Source organism: Streptomyces marinisediminis (genome assembly GCF_026262575.1).
Classification (GTDB): domain Bacteria; phylum Actinomycetota; class Actinomycetes; order Streptomycetales; family Streptomycetaceae; genus Streptomyces; species Streptomyces marinisediminis.
In genome coordinates this window covers 147,133-166,629 of record NZ_JAPKFL010000009.1, presented here as the reverse complement: position 1 = coordinate 166,629, position 19,497 = coordinate 147,133, and the positions used below count along the sequence as shown (strand labels likewise).

Annotated in this window: 20 protein-coding genes; 4 read left to right on the top strand and 16 right to left on the bottom strand. The window is 76.3% G+C overall.

Features of this window, described 5'->3' with window-relative positions:
- Positions 1–8: 8 nt before the first annotated feature.
- A complete protein-coding gene (locus tag OSB71_RS10215) occupies positions 9–1,121 on the bottom strand; it encodes a methyltransferase domain-containing protein (RefSeq protein WP_265946674.1) in 1,113 nt (370 codons plus the stop codon).
- Between the two features lie 286 nt (positions 1,122–1,407).
- On the opposite strand from OSB71_RS10215, the gene OSB71_RS10210 reads away from it, so the two are divergent.
- On the top strand, positions 1,408–2,577 hold the full coding sequence (locus OSB71_RS10210; protein ID WP_265946672.1) for an adenosine deaminase: 1,170 nt from the start codon (positions 1,408–1,410) through the stop codon (positions 2,575–2,577).
- Positions 2,578–2,691: 114 nt separating this feature from the next.
- The gene (locus tag OSB71_RS10205) at positions 2,692–3,111 is read left to right on the top strand and encodes a hypothetical protein (RefSeq protein WP_265946670.1); all 420 of its coding nucleotides are present in this window, start codon (positions 2,692–2,694) and stop codon (positions 3,109–3,111) included.
- A gap of 96 nt (positions 3,112–3,207) precedes the next feature.
- Here OSB71_RS10205 and OSB71_RS10200 read toward each other — a convergent pair whose 3' ends face one another.
- From OSB71_RS10200 to OSB71_RS10180, 5 genes are all read right to left on the bottom strand, one after another.
- The gene (locus OSB71_RS10200; RefSeq protein WP_265946754.1) at positions 3,208–3,405 is read right to left on the bottom strand and encodes a PspC domain-containing protein; all 198 of its coding nucleotides are present in this window, start codon (positions 3,403–3,405) and stop codon (positions 3,208–3,210) included.
- Positions 3,406–3,496: 91 nt separating this feature from the next.
- Positions 3,497–4,219 (bottom strand): VanZ family protein, encoded by a 723-nt coding sequence (locus OSB71_RS10195; RefSeq protein WP_265946668.1) that lies wholly within the window; start codon positions 4,217–4,219, stop codon positions 3,497–3,499.
- Positions 4,220–4,286: 67 nt separating this feature from the next.
- Positions 4,287–4,979, bottom strand: coding sequence for a hypothetical protein (locus OSB71_RS10190; RefSeq protein WP_265946666.1), 693 nt, complete (start codon positions 4,977–4,979; stop codon positions 4,287–4,289).
- On the bottom strand, positions 4,976–6,640 hold the full coding sequence (locus tag OSB71_RS10185) for an ATP-binding protein (protein ID WP_265946752.1): 1,665 nt from the start codon (positions 6,638–6,640) through the stop codon (positions 4,976–4,978). Before OSB71_RS10185 ends, OSB71_RS10190 begins: the two co-directional genes overlap by 4 nt.
- Before the next feature lie 38 nt (positions 6,641–6,678).
- Positions 6,679–7,356: a response regulator gene (locus OSB71_RS10180; protein WP_265946664.1), complete on the bottom strand. Its 678-nt coding sequence runs from the start codon at positions 7,354–7,356 to the stop codon at positions 6,679–6,681.
- 185 nt (positions 7,357–7,541) lie between these two features.
- On the opposite strand from OSB71_RS10180, the gene OSB71_RS10175 reads away from it, so the two are divergent.
- A complete protein-coding gene (locus OSB71_RS10175) occupies positions 7,542–8,381 on the top strand; it encodes a SigE family RNA polymerase sigma factor (protein WP_416237233.1) in 840 nt (279 codons plus the stop codon).
- Positions 8,382–8,678: 297 nt separating this feature from the next.
- Here OSB71_RS10175 and OSB71_RS10170 read toward each other — a convergent pair whose 3' ends face one another.
- The 3 genes from OSB71_RS10170 to OSB71_RS10160 all read right to left on the bottom strand — a co-directional run bounded on the left by OSB71_RS10170 (position 8,679) and on the right by OSB71_RS10160 (position 10,627).
- Complete coding sequence (locus OSB71_RS10170; protein WP_265946662.1) at positions 8,679–9,095, bottom strand: PGPGW domain-containing protein; 417 nt, start codon at positions 9,093–9,095, stop codon at positions 8,679–8,681.
- Positions 9,096–9,245: 150 nt separating this feature from the next.
- Positions 9,246–9,779 (bottom strand): PGPGW domain-containing protein, encoded by a 534-nt coding sequence (locus OSB71_RS10165; RefSeq protein WP_265946660.1) that lies wholly within the window; start codon positions 9,777–9,779, stop codon positions 9,246–9,248.
- 242 nt (positions 9,780–10,021) lie between these two features.
- Positions 10,022–10,627: a uridine kinase family protein gene (locus tag OSB71_RS10160; RefSeq protein WP_265946658.1), complete on the bottom strand. Its 606-nt coding sequence runs from the start codon at positions 10,625–10,627 to the stop codon at positions 10,022–10,024.
- 129 nt (positions 10,628–10,756) lie between these two features.
- Here OSB71_RS10160 and OSB71_RS10155 point away from each other — a divergent pair, with 129 nt between their 5' ends.
- Entirely contained in the window at positions 10,757–11,140 is a 384-nt protein-coding gene (locus OSB71_RS10155; RefSeq protein ID WP_265946656.1) for a hypothetical protein, read from the top strand.
- Between the two features lie 132 nt (positions 11,141–11,272).
- Here OSB71_RS10155 and OSB71_RS10150 read toward each other — a convergent pair whose 3' ends face one another.
- The 7 genes from OSB71_RS10150 to OSB71_RS10120 all read right to left on the bottom strand — a co-directional run bounded on the left by OSB71_RS10150 (position 11,273) and on the right by OSB71_RS10120 (position 19,440).
- Positions 11,273–12,160: an aldehyde dehydrogenase family protein gene (locus OSB71_RS10150; protein WP_265946654.1), complete on the bottom strand. Its 888-nt coding sequence runs from the start codon at positions 12,158–12,160 to the stop codon at positions 11,273–11,275.
- On the bottom strand, positions 12,153–13,601 hold the full coding sequence (locus OSB71_RS10145; protein ID WP_265946652.1) for an aldehyde dehydrogenase family protein: 1,449 nt from the start codon (positions 13,599–13,601) through the stop codon (positions 12,153–12,155). The genes OSB71_RS10150 and OSB71_RS10145 overlap by 8 nt, the downstream gene beginning before the upstream one ends.
- Positions 13,602–13,607: 6 nt before the next feature.
- Positions 13,608–14,576, bottom strand: a complete 969-nt coding sequence (deoC, locus tag OSB71_RS10140) for a deoxyribose-phosphate aldolase (protein ID WP_265946748.1) — start codon at positions 14,574–14,576, stop codon at positions 13,608–13,610.
- 160 nt (positions 14,577–14,736) lie between these two features.
- On the bottom strand, positions 14,737–15,366 hold the full coding sequence (locus OSB71_RS10135; protein ID WP_265946650.1) for a PH domain-containing protein: 630 nt from the start codon (positions 15,364–15,366) through the stop codon (positions 14,737–14,739).
- A gap of 73 nt (positions 15,367–15,439) precedes the next feature.
- Positions 15,440–17,116 carry a phospho-sugar mutase gene (locus OSB71_RS10130; protein ID WP_265946648.1) on the bottom strand — a complete coding sequence of 559 codons (1,677 nt, stop codon included), beginning with the start codon at positions 17,114–17,116 and terminating at the stop codon, positions 15,440–15,442.
- 44 nt (positions 17,117–17,160) lie between these two features.
- Positions 17,161–17,958, bottom strand: coding sequence for a purine-nucleoside phosphorylase (locus OSB71_RS10125; protein WP_416237239.1), 798 nt, complete (start codon positions 17,956–17,958; stop codon positions 17,161–17,163).
- Between the two features lie 459 nt (positions 17,959–18,417).
- Positions 18,418–19,440 carry an NAD(P)/FAD-dependent oxidoreductase gene (locus tag OSB71_RS10120; RefSeq protein WP_265946644.1) on the bottom strand — a complete coding sequence of 341 codons (1,023 nt, stop codon included), beginning with the start codon at positions 19,438–19,440 and terminating at the stop codon, positions 18,418–18,420.
- Positions 19,441–19,497: the final 57 nt, after the last annotated feature.

Sequence of the window (19,497 nt, the reverse complement as noted above, 5' to 3'; positions counted from 1 at the left end):
GGCGGCGGTCAGGGGGAGGCGTGGGTGACCGGGGTGGCCGGGTCGTCCAGCCACACCGACGGGTGGCCGTCCGGGCCGACGGTGAGGCCGAAGCGGTCCCGGGCGGGGGAGCCGAGGGCCTCCCAGCGCCGGAAGGCGGCCTCCACCTCGTCCCACAGGCGGCGCGGCCCGTACTGGTCCGTCTCGAACTCGGCCGTGCGCGGCGCGTACTCGACGGTGGCCCAGGACCGCTTGTCGTCGGCGAACAGCCACAGCGTCGCCTCGCCGCTGTCGTCGTCCGCGGCGGACCAGCGGTACCAGGCGTCGGTGACGTGCAGCGACACGAAGAACGCCGGGTCGGTCTGGAGCACGTTCTGCGGCGGGACGCGGGTGCGGCCGGGGTCGCCGGACTGGTCGTGGTAGTAGTCACGGATGTGGCCGGCTCCGGCGGGGCGGACGCGGTCCCACATGAACGAGGGGTCGCCGCTGAGGCGGCCGGTGCCCACGCCGTCGCGCACGTCCACCGTGGCGAAGGAGGCGTGGAAGAAGCTGCTGCCCCACGGGGCGACGATGCGGCCGTTCGGACACTGCGCCACCAGGCGGCCGAAGTCGCGCAGCGTGCAGGTGGCGATCACCCGGTCGTACGGCGCGCCGGACGCGTCCCCGGCCAGGCCGTCGCCGATTAGGACGCGCGGGGCGAACCCCGCGGCCGCCAGGGCGCGCCGGGCCCGCTCGGCCAGCCCGGGGTCGTACTCGACGGTGGTGACGCGCTCCTGGCCGAGCCGGTGGCACAGCCAGGCCGCGTGGTACCCCGTCCCGGTGCCGATCTCCAGCACCCGGTCCCCGTCACGCACCTGGAGCAGCTCCAGCATCTCCAGCATGAGCGAGGGCATCGACGACGAGGAGCTCGGCCGCTCGAAGGCGCCGTCCCCCAGCTCCCGGCCGTCGTTGACCTGGGTGATGATCGGTACGTCGCTGTACACCGCCGCCCGCCACGCCTCCGGATCGGCGGCGACGTCGTGGCCGCCGAACCGGGGCGGGATGAACAGCGCGCGGTCCACCGCGGCGACCGCGTCCCGCCACGGCTCCGGCACGGCGCCGGAGCGCTCCAGGGCACGGACGAGGTCGCGCTGGGTGGTCACCGCCGGCTCACTTCGGCGGCTCGTACGGCTTCGTCGGGCCCGGCGGCTTGTCGCGGTGCCCGTCTCCGCCGGCCGTGTCCGGCTTTCCGGAGTGGCCTCCGCCCTTCTTCTCCATCGCGAACCTCCCTCTCCCGGGGCTCCCGGTCTGTGGCGTCCGGGATATGCCCCCGTGAGACGCGCGCTACACCGGGTCACCGTAGCGTGGCCGAGAACCACCGTCGCCCCCCTGAACCGTGCGCATCGTTCGGGGCTCGATTATCTACGCGCGTAGGACTACAGTACGAAGATGCCACGCGAGACCCTGAGCACCCAGCCCACCGAGGAGCAGATCCGGCGCGCCCCCAAGGTTCTGCTGCACGACCACCTCGACGGCGGCCTGCGTCCGGCCACCGTCGTCGACCTCGCTCGAAAGGCCGGATACGACCGGCTGCCGGAGACGGACGCCGAGGCGCTGGGCCGCTGGTTCCGGGAGGCCGCCGACTCCGGCTCGCTGGAGCGGTACCTGGAGACGTTCACCCACACCGTCGCGGTGATGCAGTCCCGCGACGCCCTGTTCCGGGTCGCCGCCGAGTGCGCGGAGGACCTGGCGGCCGACGGCGTCGTCTACGCCGAGGTGCGGTACGCGCCGGAGCAGCACCTGGAGGGCGGGCTGAGCCTGGAGGACGTCGTCCGGGCGGTGAACGAGGGCTTCCGCGAGGGCGAGCGCCGCGCCCTGGCGGCCGGGCACCGGGTCCGCGTCACCGCGCTGCTGACCGCCATGCGGCACGCGGCCCGCTCGCTGGAGGTCGCGGAGCTGGCCAACCGCTTCCGGGACGAGGGCGTGGCCGGCTTCGACATCGCGGGCGCGGAGGCCGGCTACCCGCCCACCCGCCACCTGGACGCCTTCGAGTACCTCAAGCGGGAGAACCACCACTTCACCATCCACGCCGGGGAGTCCTTCGGCCTGCCGTCGATCTGGCAGGCGCTCCAGTGGTGCGGCGCGGACCGGCTGGGCCACGGGGTGCGCATCACCGACGACATCACGGTGGCCGAGGACGGCACCGTGGAGCTGGGCCGTCTGGCCGCCTACGTGCGGGACAAGCGCGTCCCCCTGGAGATGTGCCCGACGTCCAACCTCCAGACGGGCGCCGCCACCTCCTACGCGGATCACCCGATCGGGCTACTGCGCACGCTCCACTACCGGGTCACCGTCAACACCGACAACCGGCTGATGAGCGGCACGAGCATGACGAACGAGTTCGCGCACCTGGTGCGCACGTTCGGCTACACCCTGGACGACATGCAGTGGTTCACCGTCAATGCGATGAAGTCGGCTTTCATCCCTTTCGATGAACGTCTGGCGATGATCAACGACGTGATCAAGCCGGGTTACGCGGAGCTGAAGTCGGCCTGGCTGTTCCGGCAGACGGCCGCCGAACGCGGCGTGACCAGCGCTCTCTCCCACGCCGACCGCTGAGCGCGGCTCCGGGGCGCGGGGCGGCGGCGGCGCGCCGCCGCGCCGCCCCGCACGCCGTCCCGGGCGCGGCGGTGTTTGCTCCCGCACTCACGTGATCACTACGTTCTGGTGACCATGAGCCACGGAATCACCAGGAAGACCCTGAGCGCCGCCGTACTGGGGGCCGCCATGGCCGCCGGCGCCGCCGGCACCGCCGCCGCAGCCGACCACCAGGCCGCCTCGGCCGACAACCTCACCACCACCGTCGCCGACGTGCAGAACATGAGCGTCGAAGACCGCGTCATGGGCATCCCCGGCGACATCACGCGGGCGGCCGGGGCCGTGCACGGCACGGTCGAGCGCGCCGCGCCGCAGCGGTCCGCGGAGGGGCTGCTCGGCGGCCTGCCGCTCATCGGCCCGCTGCTGGAGGGCGCCGCCGGCGGCCTGCCGACCGACAGCCTGACCGGCGGGGGCCTGCCCACCGACAGCATCACCGGCGGCGGCCTGCCCACCGGCAACCTGTCCGGGCTGCCGACGAGCGCGCTCGGCCTGTAGCCCGCGGGCACCGCGGAGGGCGGGCCGGTGCCCCGGCCCGCCCTCCGACACTCCGAGACCCCGAGACCTCTCAGCGCTGCCCGCGCGGCCCCCGCCTCACCACGCGCCGGGACGCTCCTCCTGCGGGAGCAGCACCCACAGCGCCAGGTAGAGCAGGAACTGGGGTCCGGGCAGGATGCACGACGCGACGAAGATGATCCGCATCGTCGTCGGCGAGATTCCGAAGCGGCGGGCGAGCCCCGCGCACACCCCGGCGATCATCCGGCCCTGACGCGGTCGGGAGATCCCTGAGATCACGGCCATGGCCTGACTCCTTCGCAGTGGTTGGCGGCGCCTTCCGCGCCAGGTATCCAACGTAGGGCCGCCGCAAACCCGGCGCGTCGGTCTACGGGGCGATTCCGACCCTGGCCGACCTCGGGGTACGCCCCGGAGGGGCCCCGCCGGCCCGCGCGGCGCGCCCGGCCCCGGGCACGGCTCCGGCCGTGCCCCCGGCACCGCTCGCGCCTCCGCCTCCGGCCGTGGCGCCGCCTCCGGCCGGGGTGCCGCCTCCGGCCGGGGTGCCGGCGCGCGCTGCGGCCGGCGTCACCCTCACCGTCCCCGTCCCCGTCCGGGCGCACGCGGCCGCGCCCGCCACCGCCGGGCACCGCGCGGTGCGCCGCCGCACGCCGGCGCGCAGCACCGGGTGGAGCGCCAGGTGCACGACGCCGGCGCCCACGGTGTTGAGCAGCACGGCGTCCACGTTCCCCGTCTGGCCCGGTACCGAGGTGCGGGCCACCTCCAGGGCGCACGAGAGCGCGGCGACGGTGGGCACCGTGCGCAGGAACGAGGCCAGCCACGGGCCCAGCGGCCCGGCGGCCAGGGGCAGCAGGACGCCCAGCGGGGCCAGCAGCAGCAGGTCGCCGCCCAGCGCGGCCAGCGCGTCGCGCGGCCCGCCCGCCCACTGCGCGCGCACCGTGGCCAGCAGCGTCACGTTGGCGGGCTCCACCCACGGCACCGTGCGGGGCCGCAGGGTCAGCCAGCCGGTGAACAGCAGGTACGCCGCGAGCAGCGCGCGGCTCGCGCTCCGGACGCGGAAGGCGGCGGTGCCTTCGGGACGATGACGCTGCACGGGTGCCACGCGGAGGACGACGCGGGGCCGGGCCGCACCGGTTCCCGGCTCCGCGCCACCGGGCGCCTCACCGGGCGAGCGGCGCCCGTTCGGCGGAGGCGGGGCCGTCGGCGCTGGTCCGCAGGGCGACGTCGCACTCGTAGCGCCGCACCGGCGCCTCCTCGGACCCCGTCGTCCCGTCGGCGCGGTCGGTGGCGTCCGGGCGGGGGGCCGGGCCGCCGAGCAGCACGCCGTCCCCGCTGTCGGCGAGCGAGGTGTCGGCGTAGGTGCACACGAGCTGGGCGAGGGCGAACGCGGGCAGCGCGGCGGGCGGGCGGCTCAGCCGCAGCGCTTCGGGGTCGTCCCGCTCCTGCGGGCCGCTGACCCGCAGGTCGCCGGGGACGGCGGTGGAGAAGCCGGCCGCGCGCTCGCGCCCGTCCGGGGTGCGGCGCACCTCCGCCAGCAGGGTGCGGGCGAGCGCGAGCCGGTCGGTCTGGCTTTCCCCGGTGGGCAGTTCCAGCGCGCGCCGCACGTCCACCACGCGGCCGCTGCACACCAGTGCGATCCGTACGGTGCGCTCCTGCGCGCCCGCGCCGGTCTCCCGCACCCCGCAGGCCACCCGGGACGGCGCGGGCCCGGCGTCCACGGGCACGGGCGTGGCCCGGATGCCGCACCCGGCGAGAGCCGCGACCGCCACGGCGGCGGCCGCCAGCCGCGCCGCCGCCCGGGCGCCGCCCACCCGCGCCGCCCGGCGCCCGCCCACCGCGTCCACCCCGCTCACCGGCCGTCCTCCCCGCCCCGGCGGCTCCGTCCGCCGCCCTGGTCGCCCGCGTGGTCCGCGTCGGCCGCGTCGGCCGGGTCGTCCGTTCGGCCCGTCCGGTTCTCCTGGCAGGCGTCTCCCGCGCGGTCGTCCGCGTCGCCGTAGTCGCCGTCGTCGCCGTCGTCCGCGTCACACGGGTCGCCGTGGGAGGCGTTCGCGTCCAGCGCGCTGGCGTCGCGGGGCAGCCGCAGGGTGAAGACCGCGCCGCCCTCCGGCGCGTTGTGCGCGGTGATCGACCCGCCGTGGATGTGCGCGTTCTCCCGCGCGATCGACAGACCGAGCCCGCTGCCCTCCGAGCGCGGCCGGGAGGCGCTGGCCTTGTAGAACCGGTCGAAGACGTGCGGCAGGACGTCCTCGGGGATGCCGGGCCCGCGGTCGGCCACCTCGATGACCAGCACCTCCCCGGCCGGCCCGTCCGCACCGTCGCCGTCGCGGGTGTGCACCGCGACGCGCACCGGGGACCCGCCGTGCTTGAGCGCGTTGCCGATGAGGTTGGCCAGGATGACGTCGAGCCGGCGCGGGTCGAGGCGGGCGCGGATGCCCAGCGGCGCGTCCAGTTCGACCGCGTCCAGCCAGGCGCGCGCGTCCATGCACGCCATGACCTGCTCGGCCACGTCCACGTCGTCCAGCACCAGGCGGGCCGTGCCCGCGTCGAAGCGGGTGACTTCCATCAGGTTCTCCACCAGGTCGCCCAGGCGCCGGGTCTCGCTGACGACGAGCTGGACGGCCGGGGCGATCATCGGGTCCAGGTTGTCGCTCTCCTCCTCCAGCACCTCCGTGACCGCCGAGATCGCGGTGAGCGGCGTGCGCAGCTCGTGCGACATGTCGGCCACGAAGCGGCGGCTGGACTGCTCCCGGGCGCTCAGCTCGGCCACCCGCTGCTCCAGGGAGGCCGCCGCCGCGTTGAAGGTGCGCGAGAGGTCGGCCAGCTCGTCGTTGCCGGACACCGCGAGCCGGGTGTTCAGCCGCCCCTCGCCCAGCCGCCGGGCCGCCTCGCCCAGCCGCTGGACGGGACGCAGCACCGTGGACGCCGCCGCCTGCGCCAGCAGCACCGAGCCGAGCAGCGCGAGGGCGCTGGCGACGGCCAGCGACCAGGCCAGGGAGTTGAGGTCGTCCCGCTCCGGCTCCAGCGACTTCAGCAGGTAGCCCGTCGGCCCGTCCCCGATCACCGTCGCGCCCGCCACCAGGTAGGGCGTGTCGTCCTGGGTGACGCGCTGCCAGTACAGGTGGTACGGGGCTTGGTTGACCCCGTCGACGGGGCGCTCCTCGCGCACCGCGTCGCGCAGCGGGTCCGGCACGTCGGCCAGGGTGAAGGACCCGTCGGAGGTCACCGCGCACCGTTCGCCCCCCGCGTCGCGGTCCACCAGGAGCACGGCGTAGTTCTGCGTGGTGTCGGCCATCGCGTCGGCGGCGTCGCGGAGCTGGTCGCAGCGCGGCCCGGGCGGCAGCGTCCCGGCGTGGTCGCCGAGCATCTTGCTGAAGTCGTCCAGCGCGGCGTTCTGCGCGCGGGTCAGCACCGCGTCGCGGTTGAGCCAGTACGCGATGCCGCTGGCCACCACCGCGGCCGACAGCGCCGCGACGGCGAACACGACGACCAGCCGCAGCCGGAGGCTGGGCAGCATCCCGGCGAGCCGGCCGCGCACCCGGCCGGGCGCCGGGCTCACTGCGGCGCGTCCAGCCGGTACCCGACGCCGCGCACGGTCCGGATCAGGGTCGGCGAGGAGGGGACGTCCTCCACCTTGGCCCGCAGCCGCTGGACGCACGCGTCCACCAGCCGGGAGTCACCGAGGTAGTCGTGCTCCCACACCAGGCGCAGGAGCTGCTGCCGGGACAGCGCCTGGCCGGGACGGCGGCTGAGCTCCAGCAGCAGGCGCAGCTCGGTGGGGGTGAGCTGGAGCTCGGCGCCGTCCTTGGTGACCGTCATCGCGGCGCGGTCGATGGTGAGGTTGCCGAAGGTGGCCGCGTCGTTGGCCTCGCGCTCGCCGCGCCGCATCACCGCGCGGATGCGGGCGTCCAGCACCCGGCCCTGCACCGGCTTGACGACGTAGTCGTCCGCGCCGGACTCCAGCCCCACCACGACGTCGATGTCGTCACTGCGCGCGGTGAGCAGGATGATCGGGAGCTGGTCGCCGCGCCGGATGCGGCGGCAGACCTCGAAGCCGTCGATGCCGGGGAGCATGACGTCCAGCACGATCAGGTCGGGGCGCTGCTCGCGCAGCAGCTTGAGGCCGTCCTCGCCGGAGGCGGCGGTCACCACGCGGTGGCCCTGACGGGTCAGGCCCATCTCCAGGGCGGTACGGACGGCGTCGTCATCCTCGATCAGCAACAGGAAAGCCACGCCCGTCATTCTGGCCCATCCGGACGGACGAGTTCGACCGCCCGGGTGCCGGACGGCCGCCCGGGCGGCGCCGCGGACTTTGTGACAGCGCTGTGACAATGGGGGGACTCGCTCATGAAACTGGCCCGGCAGTGTGTTCGTCACACGGCAAGCCCACCCGGCTGGCTGAACGAGGGAGGCACGGGATGACGACAGCACTGCGGGAACCGCGCGGACAGCACGGCACGGCCCCGTCGTCGTCCACCGAGCCGGGCGGTGCAGTGGTTCACACGCGCCGGCACCCCGCTTCGGTTCCCGGGGCGAGGCGAACCGCCGAGAACCCCGGTGCCGCGGGCGGGCGGGGGTGCGCCCGCGGCACCGGTCGGCAGCGTCTCGGCGCGCGCCTGGCGGTCGTCCCCGCGGACGGCGGGCAGGCGGCGCCGGCCCCGGCCACCGCCGCGGCGCCGGTGGCACCGGCCCTCCCGGCGCCGGACGCGCAGGCGGCGTCGGAGGCGGCGTCGGAGAGGGAGTTCACCGCCTACGTGCGGGAGCGCCGCGCCGCGCTGTACGCCACCGCCTACCACCTCACCGGCGACCGGTACGAGGCCGAGGACCTGCTGCAGAGCGCGCTGTTCTCCACCTACCGGGCGTGGGACCGGATCAGCGACAAGGCGGCCGTCGGCGGCTACCTGCGCCGCACCATGACCAACCTGCACATCAGCGCCTGGCGGCGGCGAAAGCTCAACGAGTACCCCACCGAGGAGCTGCCCGAGACGCCGACGACGGCGGACCAGGACGCGATGCGCGGCACCGAGCTGCGCACGGTGCTGTGGCAGGCGCTCGGCCGCCTGCCCGAGCCGCAGCGGACGATGCTCGTGCTGCGCTACTACGAGGGCCGCACCGACCCCGAGATCGCCGACATCCTGGGCATCAGCGTGGGCACGGTGAAGTCGAGCATCTGGCGCTCGCTGCGCCGGCTGCGTGACGACGAGGTGCTGGCGCGCGGCCGGGACCACACGGAGTGCTTCGGCGAACTGGTCGCCTGACCGGCGCCGACACGGCGCGCGGGGGAGCGCGCCGGGGCCCGCGGGGAGGGGAAGCCCCGGGGGATGCGGGGGGCACGGGGGAGCGGGGCGGGTGCGGCCGGCCGGGGGGTCTGGCCGCACCCGCCCCGCGCGTGTGTCCGCATGCCCAGCCACACCGCCACACCGCCCGACGCGTGTGCGGGCCCGCCCCTCGCGGCCCGCCCCGCCCGCGCGCGGTCCGCGGGGCGGCCGGAGCTGCGGCGGCCCCGCCCGCGGGGGTGCGGCACGCGTCTCGTGCCGGGCGGCGCACCCGGGCCGCTACCGGCGTCCGGCGTCCGCGCGCCGCTGTGCGCGCACCCGGCGCCAGCTCCAGCCCAGCAGGGCGAGGAGCACGAGGCCGGACAGGAGCAGGCTCGACCCGGCGCTCCAGCCGGTGAAGGGCAGCCACGGAAGCGCGCCGAGCCCCACCACGACCCCGGCGCCCAGGAGTCCGAGCCCGGCCAGCACGGACCCGGCGACGCGCCACGGCGACGCCACGCTGTCCTCGGCAGCCCGCAGCGCCCGCAGCCGCACCGGCTCCTCGAACCGGGCCACGGAGGGCACCGCGCGGCCCAGCAGCACCACGCCGGCGAACACGAGCAGCAGTCCGGGCCCGGGCAGCACCAGCAGCGCGACGCCGGTCAGCAGCACCACGGCGCCGGTGGCGATCAGGCCCACCCGCTTCACATGACCCACGTCCCGTGCCCCGTTCCTCCGCGTCCGTCCCCGGCCTCACGTTATGCCGGGACGCCGCGCCCCGGCGACGGCACGCGGCCGGTGTGCGCCACGCCGCCGTCGGCCCGCGGGCGGGGCGGGCGGGGGCGCGGGGCCGCGTGCCGGACGGGGTCAGGCGCCGGGCCGCGCCCGCGCGGTGGCGGAGACGCTCGCGGGGGCGCTCGGGCCGCCGGCGGACTCCGCGGCGGGGCCGCCGTCCGCGAAGGCCGTGACGCCCCCGGTCCCGGCGGCGCCCGCGGTCCCCTCGACGCCCAGGGCGGCGGCGGCCCGCACGCGCCGGTGGCTCCACACCAGCAGGGCGAACAGGATGAGGCCGGAGACCATGAGGCTGATCCCCGTCGGCCACCCGGCGAACGGCAGCTCGGGGAAGACGCCCGCCACGACCCCCGCGGTCAGCAGCGACAGCCCGACGATCACCGACCCGGCTATGCGCCACCACGAGGACACGCTGTCCTCGGCCGCCTTCATGGCCCGCGCGCGGACCGGCTCGACGTGCCGGCGCAGCGCGGGGACCGCCTTCGCCAGCAGCACCATCCCGGCCAGCACCAGCAGCAGGCCGGGGCCGGGCAGGACGAGCAGCGCGATGCCGGTCACCAGCAGCGCGCCACCGACCGTCGCCAACACGACCCGCTTGAGGTGTCCCACGTTCCCCGTCCTGCCCTTCGCTCGCGTTCGCGCACGTCCCGGCCCACGGTAAGGGGGACGCGCCCGTTCCGGGTAATCCCGTCCGAACAGCCTTCCGGCCGACCGGAGGCCTTCACCCGGTCACCTTCCGGCCGCAACCGTACGGACGCCCGGGGGAGCCGTGCGGGTTGCCGCCGGGAGGTGTGGCTGCTCTCACGCCGGTGGTGCTCCGGCCGTGCGCGGGAGCCCCGCCGCGCGGCGCCTCACACCGGGGCGGGCGCGTGGCGGGCGGCGGCGATGCGGGCGAGCGCCTCCGGGGCCCGGCACGGGCGGGCGCCCAGGGCCGCGTGCTGGGCGACGATGCCGGGCTCGGCGCGCATGAGGCGCCAGCCGCGCGCCAGCAGCACCGGCAGCGGCTTGCGGCTCTCGCGCACGTCGCGCAGCAGGCGGCGCCGGAACGTCGCCGACGGCCGTCCGCGCAGGCACAGGGCGTCGGCCAGCAGACCCAGCTCCCGGCAGCGCGCGGCGATCTCGGCCGCGAAGACGCCCTCGGCGACGAACAGCCGGGCGCCGTCCAGCGCCAGGTGCGCGGTGCCGGTGCGGGCGCTGGCGCCGATGTCGTACACCGGCACCGTCGCGCGCCCCGCGGCGCACAGCTCGCGGACGGCGGCGACGGCCGCTTCGGCGTCCCACGAGGCGGGCGCGTCCCAGTCGGTGCCGCCGCCGGGCAGGCGGGGCAGGGAGGGGTCGCCGTGTTCCTTGTAGAAGTCGTCCAGCCGCAGCACCGGCAGGCCCGTGCGGGCGGCGAGTGAGGACTTCCCCGAGCCGGAGGGGCCGGTCAGCAGAATCACGCGGGCGGTGTCGGTCACGAGACGCCATTGTCCCGCATTCGCCCGTCCGAGTGACCCCCCGGGGGCCGGAGGATGAACGCCGGGCGCCCCTCCACTACGCTCCGGACCTGGTCCCTCACTCGCCGTCGACCCCGGACAAGGTGGCCCATGGCCTCGCACGCCCGTCACGCCCGCCCCCGCACCCGCCAGCTCCTGCGCGCGGGGCTCACGCTCTCGGCGGCCGCGGCGGCCGCGCTCGGCACCGCCGGGCCGGCCCAGGCCGACGCCACCGTGCCCGACGCCGTGGGGATGGCCACCGGCAGTCTGGGCACCGCGCTCGGCAACACCCTCGTCCCGGTGACCGACCTGCGCCTGTACCCGCTGGCCGGCACCGGCACCGATCCGCTGGCCAACTCAATCGGCACGCAGGTCGCCGACTTCAAGCCGGTCAGCACCGCGCCGGTGACCGCGCCGGTCACGGAGGGCGGCGCCTCGCTGGACACCCTCACCGGGCCGGTCACCGCGCTGCTCGGCCCCCTGGCCACCGGCTGACGCCGCGCGCCCCCGGCCCCGCGGCGACCGCGCCCGCGGCGCCGCGGCGACCGGGGCGTCCCGCCCCCCGGCGTCGACGACCGGCGCCCCGCTCCCCGGCGGTGGGGAAGCGGGGCGCGGGCGGGGCGCGTCTCAGTAGGCGGAGCCGGAGGCGCCCAGGGACCCCGTGGGGTGCCAGACGGTCTTCGTCTCCAGCAGCGCCAGCATGCGCTCCGGGCCGGGGTCGGCCGTCCACGACGTACCCGGCCGGGGGCGCAGCACGCGCTTGAGGTTGTCGGCCGCGGCGACCTCCAGCTCGCGGGCCAGCTCGGCGTCCGCGCCGCTCAGGTCGATGGCGTTGACGTCCCGGTGCGCGGCCAGCGGCGCGCCCAGTTCGGCGGCGCGGCCGGAGAGGACGTTGACCACGCCGCCGGGCACGTCCGAGGTGGCCAGCACCTCGGCGAGCGACAGCGCGGGCAGCGGCGCCGACTCGCTCGCCACGAGGACGACCGTGTTGCCCGTCACGATCGCCGGGGCGAGCACCGAGACCAGGCCCAGGAAGGCGCTCTCGCGCGGGGCGAGGACGGCGACGACGCCGGTCGGCTCCGGGGTGGAGAGGTTGAAGTACGGACCGGCCACCGGGTTCGCGCCGCCCGCGACCTGCGCCACCTTGTCCGACCAGCCCGCGTACCAGACCCAGCGGTCGATCGCGGCGTCCACCTCGGCCGCCGCCTTCGCCTTCGACAGCCCCGAGCCCGCCGCCACCTCCGCGGTGAACTGCCCCCTGCGGCCCTCCAGCATCTCCGCCACCCGGTACAGCACCTGGCCGCGCAGGTAGGCCGTCGCGCCCGACCAGCCGCCGAACGCCTTGCGCGCGGCGACCACCGCGTCCCGGGCGTCCTTGCGGGAGGCCAGGGGCGCGTTGGCCAGCCAGCCGCCCTTCGCGTCCGTCACCTGGTACACCCGCCCGCTCTCGGACCGGGGGAACGTGCCCCCGATGAACAGCTTGTACGTCTTGAGGACTGCCAGCCGCTCAGACATCGAGGTACGCCTCCAGACCGTGACGACCGCCCTCGCGGCCGAAGCCCGACTCCTTGTAGCCGCCGAACGGCGAGGTCGGGTCGAACTTGTTGAACGTGTTGGCCCACACCACGCCCGCACGGAGCCGCGCCGCCATCGCCAGGATGCGCGACCCCTTCTCCGTCCAGATGCCCGCGGAGAGGCCGTAGGGGGTGTTGTTGGCCTTGGCCACCGCCTCGTCCGGCGTGCGGAAGGTCAGCACCGAGAGCACCGGGCCGAAGATCTCGTCCCGGGCGATGGTGTGCGCCTGCGTGACGCCGGTGAACAGCGTGGGCGCGAACCAGTACCCGGAGTCCGGCAGCTCGCACGCCGGGGACCAGCGCTCGGCGCCCTCGGCCTCGCCGGTGCGGGCGAGCGCGGTGATGCGCGCGAGCTGCTCGGCGGAGTTGATGGCGCCGACGTCGGTGTTCTTGTCCAGCGGGTCGCCGACGCGCAGCGTGGTCAGGCGCCGCTTGAGCGCGTCCAGCAGCTCGTCGTGGAGCGACTCCTGCACCAGCAGCCGCGAACCCGCGCAGCACACCTGGCCCTGGTTGAAGAAGATGCCGCTGACGATGCCCTCGACGGCCTGGTCGACGGGCGCGTCGTCGAACACGATGTTCGCGCCCTTGCCGCCCAGCTCCAGGGTGAGCTTCTTGCGGGTCCCGGCCACGGTGCGGGCGATCTCCCGGCCCACGGCCGTCGAACCGGTGAACGCCACCTTGTCCACGCCCTCGTGCGCGACCAGCGCCGCGCCCGTCGACCCGTCCCCGGTGACGATGTTGACGACGCCGCGCGGCAGCCCCGCCTGCCGGCACACGTCCGCGAAGAACAGCGCGGACAGGGGCGTCGTCTCGGCGGGCTTGAGCACGACCGTGTTGCCGGTGGCCAGCGCCGGGGCGATCTTCCACGCCAGCATCAGCAGCGGGAAGTTCCACGGGATGACCTGCCCGGCCACGCCCAGCGGACGCGGGTCGGGCCCGAACCCGGCGTGCGCCAGCTTGTCCGCCCAGCCCGCGTAGTAGAAGAAGTGCGCGGCGACCAGCGGCAGGTCGGCGTCCCGGGACTCGCGGATCGGCTTGCCGTTGTCCAGCGTCTCCAGCACCGCCAGCTCGCGCGAGCGCTCCTGGAGGATGCGGGCGATGCGGAACAGGTACTTGCCGCGCTCGGCGCCGGGCAGCGCGGACCAGGCCGGGAACGCCGTCCGGGCGGCCCGCACGGCCGCGTCCACGTCCTCCGCCTCGGCCTGCGCGACCTCCGAGAGCACCTCCTCGGTGGCCGGGGAGAGCGTCGTGAACACCTTGCCGCCGGCGGCCTCGCGGAACTCGCCGTCGATGAAGAGGCCGTAGGACGGCGCGATGTCGACGACCGCGCGCGACTCGGGCGCCGGTGCGTAGGTGAACGCGCTTGCGTTGTCGTGAGCCATGAGCCTTCAGTCCACCGTGACGTAGTCGGGGCCGGAGTAGTTCCCGGTGCGCAGCTTCTGCCGCTGCATCAGCAGGTCGTTGAGCAGGCTGGAGGCGCCGAAGCGGAACCACCGCGCCGACAGCCAGTCCGCGCCCAGCGTCTCGTTCACCATGACCAGGTACTTGACGGCGTCCTTGCTGGTGCGGATGCCGCCGGCCGGCTTCACACCGACCTGCCGGCCGGTCTCCCGGCGGAAGTCGCGCACCGCCTCCATGAGCAGCAGGGTGTTCGCCGGCGTGGCGTTGACGGCCACCTTGCCGGTGGAGGTCTTGACGAAGTCGGCGCCCGCGAGCATGGCCAGCCAGGAGACGCGGCGGATGTTGTCGTACGTCGACAGCTCGCCCGTCTCGAAGATCACCTTCAGCCGGGCGGTGCCGCAGACGTCCCGCACGGCGCGGATCTGCTCGTAGACCTCCAGGTAACGGCCGGCCAGGAAGGCGCCCCTGTCGATCACCATGTCGATCTCGTCGGCGCCGGCGGCGACGGCGTCCCGGGTGTCGGCGAGCCTGACCGGCAGCGCGGCGCGGCCCGCGGGGAACGCGGTGGCCACGGAGGCCACCTTGACGCCGCTCCCGGCCACCGCGGCCCTGGCCTCCGCGACCATGTCGGGATAGACGCACAGGGCGGCGACCGGCGGGGTGCCGCGGTCGGTCGGGTCCGGCGTGACGCCCTTGGCCGACAGCGCGCGCACCTTGCCGGGCGTGTCGGCGCCTTCCAGGGTCGTCAGGTCGATCATCGAGATGGCCAGGTCGATCGCGTACGCCTTGGCCGTGGTCTTGATGGACCGGGTGCCGAGCGCGGCGGCCCGCGCTTCGAGACCGACGGCGTCGACGCCGGGAAGCCCGTGCAGGAAACGGCGCAGCGCGGCGTCCGACGCGGTGACGTCGGCCAGCGGCGATGCCGCGCTCGCGGACTGGGGGGGCGATGAGGGCATGGTCACCAGGGGAGCATATCTACGCGCGTAGCAGTTACGCCAGCCCCCCGGGGGGAACGCCGGCTCACCCGGCGCGGGGCGCGGTGCCCGCGCAGGGAGTGGCGGGCGTCGTCCGGCGGGGCACGGCGGCTCAGCCGGGCGCCCGTCAGCCGGGCGCCCGTCAGCCGGTGACGAGCAGTGTCAGGGCCGTGGCGGCGCCGACGACGGTCGGGGCGAGAATCTCGTAGGCCCAGCGGACCGTCGGCGCGCCCTCCTGGTCGGCGTGCTCCTCGGCCAGCTCGCGCAGGATGGTCACCGCCTCGTCGTCGGGCGAGCGGCGCACGCCCGCCTGCGGTGCCTGGCCGCCGCCGAACAGCGCGCGGCGGCGGAGCGGCTCCAGCGTCTGCCCGGCGGCCAGTCGGGCGTTGTGCCGCTGGGCGCCGCGCCGGGCCCGCAGGGACACCGGGATCGCCCAGAGCTGGTAGGTGCGCCCGTCGGCGACCAGTTCGGTGGAGTACCCGGCCCGGACCGTCTCGACGGCGCCCCACGGCACGCTGATCGTCCGGAACGGGTTGCGCACGCGCAGCCGCTCGGCACCGGCGTGCACCACCGGACGCAGCGTGAAGGCGACGATCAGCGGCACGGCGCACAGCAGGACGGCGCCCGCCGTGAGCGGCGCCCGCCCGGCCCCTTGCAGCAGCGCGCTCCCGCCGATCCAGGCCGTGGCGGCCAGCATCAGCACCCCGCTGACCACCGCGCCGGTCGACCGGAAGCTGCGGTCGGCGTACTGGGGGTTCGGCTCGCTCGTCATGCGCCCGATTCTGCCCGACCGTCCGCATCCCGGACGTCTCGGTCCGACAACATCCGCCGCACCGACCGCGTGCTCAGATGCCCGCGGCGGCGGCGACGTCGGCGCGCAGGGCGTCGAGCACCTCGGCCGCCCGGGCGCGCGCGGCGGGGAGACCGGCCGCGGAGGCGACGGGGACGACGGCCTCCAGGTAGCACTTGAGCTTCGGCTCCGTGCCGCTCGGGCGGACGATGACGCGGGCGTCGCAGGCGCCGGTGAGGCGGTAGCGCAGGCCGTCGGTCGCGGGCAGGTCCGCGGAGCCGTCGGCGAGGTCGTCCGCCGCGGTGACGGTCAGCCCGGCCAGCGTCGCCGGCGGCCGCGCGCGCAGCCGGGCCATCGCGTCCGCGATCGTCGACAGCTCCGTCACCCGTACGGAGAGCTGGCCGGTGGCGTGCAGCCCGTGGGCGAGCGCCAGCTCGTCCAGCAGGTCGGCGGGCGTGCGGCCGGACTCCTTCAGGCCCGCCGCCAGCTCCGCCACCGCCAGGGCGGCCGTGACGCCGTCCTTGTCGCGCACGCCGTCGGGGTCGACGCAGTAGCCGAGTGCCTCCTCGTACCCGTACGCCAGGTCCGGCACGCGGGCGATCCACTTGAACCCGGTGAGCGTCTCGGCGTGCGGCACCCCGGCGGCGTCGGCGATGCGGGCGAGCAGCGTCGAGGAGACGATCGACTCGGCGAACGTGCCCCGCACGCCCTTGCGCACCAGGTGGACGGCGAGCAGCGCGCCCACCTCGTCGCCGTGCAGCATGCGCCAGCCGGAGTCGGAATCCGGCGCGGGGACCGCCACCGCGCACCGGTCCGCGTCCGGGTCGTTGGCGATCACCAGGTCCGGCGCCGGGGACTGGGCGCGCCCGGTGGCGAACGCCAGGTCCATCGCGCCGGGCTCCTCGGGGTTGGGGAACGCGACGGTGGGGAAGTCGGCGTCCGGCTCGGCCTGCTCGGGCACGGGCACCGGCTCGGGGAACCCGGCGCGGACGAACGCCGCGCGCACCGTCTCCCCGCCGACGCCGTGCAGCGCGGTGTGGACGACGCGCACGCCGCGCGGCCCGTCGGCGTCCAGCACGGCCCCGGAGCGGGCGAGGTACGCCTCGACGACGTCCTCGCCCAGCACCTGCCAGCCGCCGTCGGCGCGCGGCACGTCGGCCAGCGCGCCGACGGCGGCGATCGCGGCGGCGATGCCGGTGTCGGCGGGCGGCACGATCTGCGAGCCGTCACCGAGGTAGACCTTGTAGCCGTTGTCCCGGGGCGGGTTGTGGCTCGCGGTCACCATGACCCCGGCGGCCGCGCCCAGGTGCCGGATGGCGAAGGCGAGCACCGGCGTGGGCAGCGGACGCGGCAGCAGCGCCGCGCGCAGCCCGGCGCCGACCAGCACCGCGGCGGTGTCCCGCGCGAACGCCTCGCTCTTGTGCCGGGCGTCGTACCCGACGACGACCAGCCCGGCGTCCCCGGACGGGCCGCCCCGCTCGCGCAGGTACGCGGCGAGTCCGGCCGCCGCGCGGATCACCACCGCGCGGTTCATCCGCATCGGCCCCGCGCCCAGCTCGCCGCGCAGCCCCGCGGTGCCGAACTGGAGGGTGCCGGAGAACCGGTCGGCCAGCTCCGCCGCGTCGCCCGCGTCGAGCAGGGCGGCCAGTTCGGCGCGGGTGTCGGGGTCGGGGTCCTCGGCCAGCCAGGCGCGGGCCTGGGCGACGAGTGCGTCCGGGGCGGGTGCGGTCACGGTTCCTCTGGCTTTCTGTCGGTACCGGGGGCGTGCGGCGGGGCTCAGATGCGGCCGAGCACCTGGGCCAGCAGGGTGCCCATGCGGGCGGCGGAGTCCCGGCCGGCCTGCAGGACCTCCTCGTGGTTCAGCGGCTCGCCGGTCATGCCCGCGGCGAGGTTGGTGACGAGGGAGATGCCGAGCACCTCGGCGCCCGCCTCGCGTGCGGCGATGGCCTCCAGCACGGTGGACATACCCACCAGCTCCCCGCCGATCGCCCGGATCATGCCGATCTCGGCCGGCGTCTCGTAGTGCGGCCCGGGGAGCTGGACGTACACGCCCTCTTCGAGGGAGGAGTCGATCTCCTTGCACATAGCGCGCAGGCGCGCCGAGTACAGGTCGGTGAGGTCGACGAAGTGGGCGCCGGCGATCGGCGAGGCGGCCGTCAGGTTGATGTGGTCGCTGATCAGGACGGGCTGCCCGGGACGCATCCCCGGGCGCAGGCCGCCGCAGCCGTTGGTCAGCACGACCGTCGCGCACCCCGCGGCGACGGCCGTCCGCACGCCGTGCGCCACGGCGCCGACGCCCCGGCCCTCGTAGTAGTGGGTGCGGCCGAGGAAGACCAGCGCGCGCTTGCCGCCGAGCTGGTAGGAGCGGACCCGGCCCGCGTGTCCGGCGACGGCCGGCGGGGGGAACCCGGGCAGCTCGGTGACGGGGAACTCCGCCTCGGGCGTTCCCAGGGCCTCGGCGGCGGGCACCCATCCCGAGCCCATCACCAGGGCGACGTCGTGGCTCTCCGCGCCGGTCAGCTCGCGCAGCCGGTCGGCCGCCGCGGCGGCGGCGCGATGGGGATCGGTGGACATGTCTGAAGCGTTCACCCGACGAGGGTAGCGGTTTTCCGCCTACGCGCGTAGACGCGTCCGGCGACTCCGTGAGATCCGACGAGGAACCGCCCCCGGCCTTGTGCCTTCCGCCTCCCTCCGATGGCGGCCGGGGCGGCCACGCGTCCCCGGGCGGCGGCGCGGGTGCGGACGTCTCGGTGGGCGGGCGGGCGGCGGCCCCCGGGGGACGCGGCTCCGCGTGCCGCGCGGTGGGGGCGCCGTGCGGTGGGGGACGCCCCGCCCCTCCTGCCGCGGCCATCAGGGCCCGCCCGCCGGGGTGCGGCGTCCGGCGCGGTGCGGCACAAGGCGCCGGACCAGCCGCTCGGCCGGCGCGGCGGGTCGCCAGGCGTGGTGGGCCTGCCCGGCCGCTCCGAGGACCCCGCGAGGCGCCGTGGCGGGCGTTGCGACGGGGCGGACCCGCCCCTGATGCGGCACCAGAGGTCACAGGCCGTGGCGGCGGTGGGTCGTCACGAGTCGGCTCACGCGGGCCTCGGACGCGGCCGAGAAGGGGCTGCGGTGCGCGGCGACGGCCCGCCGGGTGTCCTCGGCGACGAGGTCGGCGTTGAGCTGGGCCGCCGCGGCCGCGCCCGCCGCGGCGGCCGCCCCGACCTGCGCGGCCAGGTCGGTGACGTTGCCCGCCACCCAGATCCCGGGCACGTCGGTGTGTCCGCCCGCGTCGGACGGCACGTACTCGCCCATCGGGTGCTCCGCCGTGCGCAGACCGAGCGCGCGCAGGAACCCGGCGCGGGCCACCATGCGCGGCGCGACCGCCACCGCCTGGCGGGCCACCACCGTGCCGTCGGCCAGCCGCACCCCGCTCAGGCGGTCCCCGGTGAGCTCCAGGCCCGTCACCTCCCCCGCCACGGTCCGCACGCCGCGCGCCGCGAGCTGTTCGGCCTCCGGCCCCGAGGGGGCCGGGCCGGTGTGGGAGAAGAACACCACGTCCGCGCTCCACTGGCGCAGGAGCAGCGCCTGGTGCACCGCCATGGGGCCGGCGGCCAGCACGCCGATCGCCTGGTCGCGCACCTCCCAGCCGTGGCAGTACGGGCAGTGGAGGACGTCCCGGCCCCACCGCTCGCGCAGCCCGGGCACGTCCGGCAGGACGTCCACGAGCCCGGTGGTCACCAGCAGCCGCCGCGCGCGCACCGCGCGCCCGTCGGCGAGCGCCACCTCGAACCCGCCCGCGTCGCGCGACGCCCCCACGACCTCGCCGGTCGCCAGGTGCCCGCCGTAGCCGCGCACCTCCGCCCGGCCGCGCTCCAGCAGCTCCGCCGGGGGCACGCCCTCGCGGCCCAGCAGCCCGTGCACGCCCTCGGCGGGGGCGTTGCGCGGGGCGCCGGCGTCGATCACCACCACGGAGCGACGGGCCCGGGCGAGCAGCAGGGCCCCGTTCAGTCCGGCGGCGCCGCCGCCGACGACCACCACGTCGTACCGGTCCTGGCCGGTGCGCAGTTCCTCGGTCATCACGACCACCTCCGCGCCCCAGCCTGCGAGGCGGTGCGCCGTCCGGCAAGCACCCTT

Excerpts from the sequence above, each read along its gene's own strand:
- OSB71_RS10145 (WP_265946652.1), bottom strand. The coding sequence starts at position 13,601 with ATGGCTCACGACAACGCAAGCGCGTTCACCTACGCACCGGCGCCCGAG.
- OSB71_RS10135 (WP_265946650.1), bottom strand. The coding sequence starts at position 15,366 with ATGACGAGCGAGCCGAACCCCCAGTACGCCGACCGCAGCTTCCGGTCG.
- deoC (WP_265946748.1), bottom strand. The coding sequence starts at position 14,576 with ATGCCCTCATCGCCCCCCCAGTCCGCGAGCGCGGCATCGCCGCTGGCC.
- OSB71_RS10120 (WP_265946644.1), bottom strand. The coding sequence starts at position 19,440 with ATGACCGAGGAACTGCGCACCGGCCAGGACCGGTACGACGTGGTGGTC.
- OSB71_RS10155 (WP_265946656.1), top strand. The coding sequence starts at position 10,757 with ATGGCCTCGCACGCCCGTCACGCCCGCCCCCGCACCCGCCAGCTCCTG.
- OSB71_RS10205 (WP_265946670.1), top strand. The coding sequence starts at position 2,692 with ATGAGCCACGGAATCACCAGGAAGACCCTGAGCGCCGCCGTACTGGGG.
- OSB71_RS10210 (WP_265946672.1), top strand. The coding sequence starts at position 1,408 with ATGCCACGCGAGACCCTGAGCACCCAGCCCACCGAGGAGCAGATCCGG.
- OSB71_RS10175 (WP_416237233.1), top strand. The coding sequence starts at position 7,542 with ATGACGACAGCACTGCGGGAACCGCGCGGACAGCACGGCACGGCCCCG.
- OSB71_RS10125 (WP_416237239.1), bottom strand. The coding sequence starts at position 17,958 with ATGTCCACCGATCCCCATCGCGCCGCCGCCGCGGCGGCCGACCGGCTG.
- OSB71_RS10185 (WP_265946752.1), bottom strand. The coding sequence starts at position 6,640 with ATGCTGCCCAGCCTCCGGCTGCGGCTGGTCGTCGTGTTCGCCGTCGCG.
- OSB71_RS10150 (WP_265946654.1), bottom strand. The coding sequence starts at position 12,160 with ATGTCTGAGCGGCTGGCAGTCCTCAAGACGTACAAGCTGTTCATCGGG.